Origin of the sequence: Leucobacter sp. NPDC077196 (genome assembly GCF_040687075.1) — a bacterium.
Classification (GTDB): Bacteria; Actinomycetota; Actinomycetes; order Actinomycetales; family Microbacteriaceae; genus Leucobacter.
Genome location: NZ_JBFBML010000040.1, coordinates 1 through 2,613, shown reverse-complemented (window position 1 = coordinate 2,613; position 2,613 = coordinate 1). Strand labels below are relative to the sequence as shown.

The 2,613-nt window shown below is 62.0% G+C and carries 2 protein-coding genes; both read right to left on the bottom strand.

Annotated elements, in window-relative coordinates:
* Nucleotides 1-112: 112 nt before the first annotated feature.
* A complete protein-coding gene (locus tag AB0O71_RS15385) occupies nt 113-880 on the bottom strand; it encodes an ATP-binding protein (RefSeq protein ID WP_363746717.1) in 768 nt (255 codons plus the stop codon).
* Complete coding sequence (gene istA / locus AB0O71_RS15380) at nt 880-2,475, bottom strand: IS21 family transposase (protein WP_363746715.1); 1,596 nt, start codon at nt 2,473-2,475, stop codon at nt 880-882. Before istA ends, AB0O71_RS15385 begins: the two co-directional genes overlap by 1 nt.
* Between the last annotated feature and the right edge of the window lie 138 nt (nt 2,476-2,613).

The following is a 2,613-nucleotide window of genomic DNA, read 5'->3' as shown; positions in this document are numbered from 1 at the left end:
TGGCGAGTAGTCGTTTAAGGTACTCCTCGTCCACCTAGTTGGTACTCGGTTCCGGGAAGAGGGTACTGGCCCGCAGCATTACCCGCCTTGGGCCAGCCCCTCTAGCGGGCACCTATTCCCAGTGCCCGTCGCTCGCTCTGGCCTCCTCGTCGCGGGTCTTGCGCATATCGACGCTGCCGAGCTTGATCTCTCTCGCGTGATGCGCGAGCCGGTTCACGATCGAGTCCGCAGCGACCCTGTCCGGGAGCGCTTCGACCCAGTACGCCGGCCCGGACTGCGACACGATCATCGTGGGCGCCCGATGCTCCCTGTTCGCGAGTACCGCGAACAGATCCGACGCCGCATCTGAATCAATGCCAACGGTGAGGAAGTCATCGATGATCAGAAGGTCAACCTCGGACAGCTCATTCAATAGCTGCTGGTGTTTGATGCCGTCGTGTCTCGCGATCACGAGCCTGCGCGCGAGGTCATCCATTCGGGCGTAGGTGACCGAGTGCTCGTTGTGGCACGCGGCGATCCCTATCGCGCACGCGAGGAACGTTTTCCCGCCGCCAGTGGGCGACACGATCAGCAGGTTCGTCGCGTCGGCCCGCCACGCATGATTCGCGTAGCGTTTCATCCGAACCGGGGTAATCCCGCGCCCTTCCCGGTAATCGATCTCCGCGATCGTGGCGTGCGGGATCGGGAACCCGGCCTGCCTGATCAGCCGGTCGATCTTGTTCAACCGGCGCTGCTCTAACGTGTCATCGACGGCGGTGAGGAAGAGCTGCTCCGGGGTGAGATCATCGTTGGCTTCGTCACGGAGGAGTTCTTCCAGCCGGGTCGCGACGTGCGTGACTCTGAGCGCCCGGAACTTGTCGTAATCAATGCTCGTGAACATCACTGGCCCCCGTTCTCGTCGCGCGCATAATGCGAGGCGTCACGCACGTACACGTCCGAAGCCGGCGTGAACGTCACGGTACTCACGCGCTTCCGAGTCGACGCCGCCGGCGTCACCGCTGCTGATTTCTGCGTGTCGGTGGTGATACCCGCCATCAACCGCTTCAGCATCGTGTAAGTCGGGTACCCGCGACTGTTCAGTAGCTCCTGGCAGGCGGCCTCGAGCCTGGCCCGGTTGTTGCGGCCGAGAGTGCCGAGGATGTTCTGGCAGTCCAAATACCCTTGCGCTTCGACCTGGTGCCGATCAAGGATCTGCTCGATCACGTCCGTCGTTGCCGGGCCGAAGCTCGCCGCCCGGGCCGTGAACCATTTCCTCGACCACAACCCGTCAACATCCCGATGCTGGGCTGGCTGATGCTCCGGCAGCGTGGAGTACTGTCCCTTCCGGCCGGTGAGCCTGGCATGCTCGCAGATGATGTCGTGCCCATCGAACACGGTGATCATCGACGACGTGGCGCGCACCCGCAGCAACTGGCCGGCATGCTCATACGGGACGGAGTAGTGCTGCGATTCGCAGGTCAGGTGGTAGTTCCGCCCTACCTTCACCTCTTTCCAGACGACATCTTCGAAACGGTCCGTTGGGAGCGGGGCAAGCTCAGCGGCCTCTTCGGTTTCGAAGAGTTCCCACCGGGTAGTGCCGTTCGCTCGGCGCAGCACCCGGTTGATCTCGTACACCCGCTCATCGATCGCTTCGTTCACCTCGGCAAGAGTCGTCCATATGTCCTCGGCGAGGTATCCGATCACACGCTTGTTGATGACATTCACCGCGTTCTCGGCGGCGGCCTTGTCCCTGGGTTTCCGAGGTCGGGCGGGCACGATCGCGCACCCGTAATGCTCCGCGAGCTGCTGGTAACGGGCGTTGATCACACGCTCCCGGTCCCCGCGCCTGCGCTGATGCGTGGACGTCGTCGGGTTATCCGGAATGATCATCTTCACCACCCCACCAAAGAAGGTGAACGCTTGGGCGTGCGCGTCAAGCCACGCCTCGGACTTCTGGTTCAGATAGGCCCGACAGAACACCACCCCGGAGTACGGGAGCACCGCGACGAACAAGAACGCCTTCGCGATCTCCCCAGTGACGGGGTCGACGATATCGACCGTGTCACCTGCCCAATCGACTTGCATCGCCCGGCCCGGGACGTGCTGCATCGTCGCGACGAGATCATTCGTTCTGAGGTACTCGCTGAAAAGGTGGCAGTACTGCGAGTAGCCGTACTTCTTCCCACCACCCGAACGGCTGACATACCTCGACCAGGCCTGCTGCAGGGTGAAGTGCTGGTTCGATTTCATCGATTGCAGCACCCGACCGAACTCGGGTTGTTCGTACTCGTCCGAGACGCGTGCACGCCCGTCTGGGAACAACGCCCGGAGATCAGCGTCACTCATCACCGCAAGCCGAGCTGGGGTGATCTGATAAGAGGCGATCGTCTTCTTTGCCGCGGAAATATCGCGTCGAGAGCATCGAGTGTTCTCGACGATGTCGGTGTAGCTGTGCCCTGCGAGCACGAGCTCCATGATTTTTCGGTGGTTGGCCACTCTGCCGTCCTTCACTGGTAACAGCAGCACCCTGTGTGCTGCTGCACCTAGAAGACCCGAAAACGCGCGACAGCACCAGGCCTCCGGAATTGGGTACCAACTGGGTGGACTAGGCGTACCAACTCAGACGATCTGCCA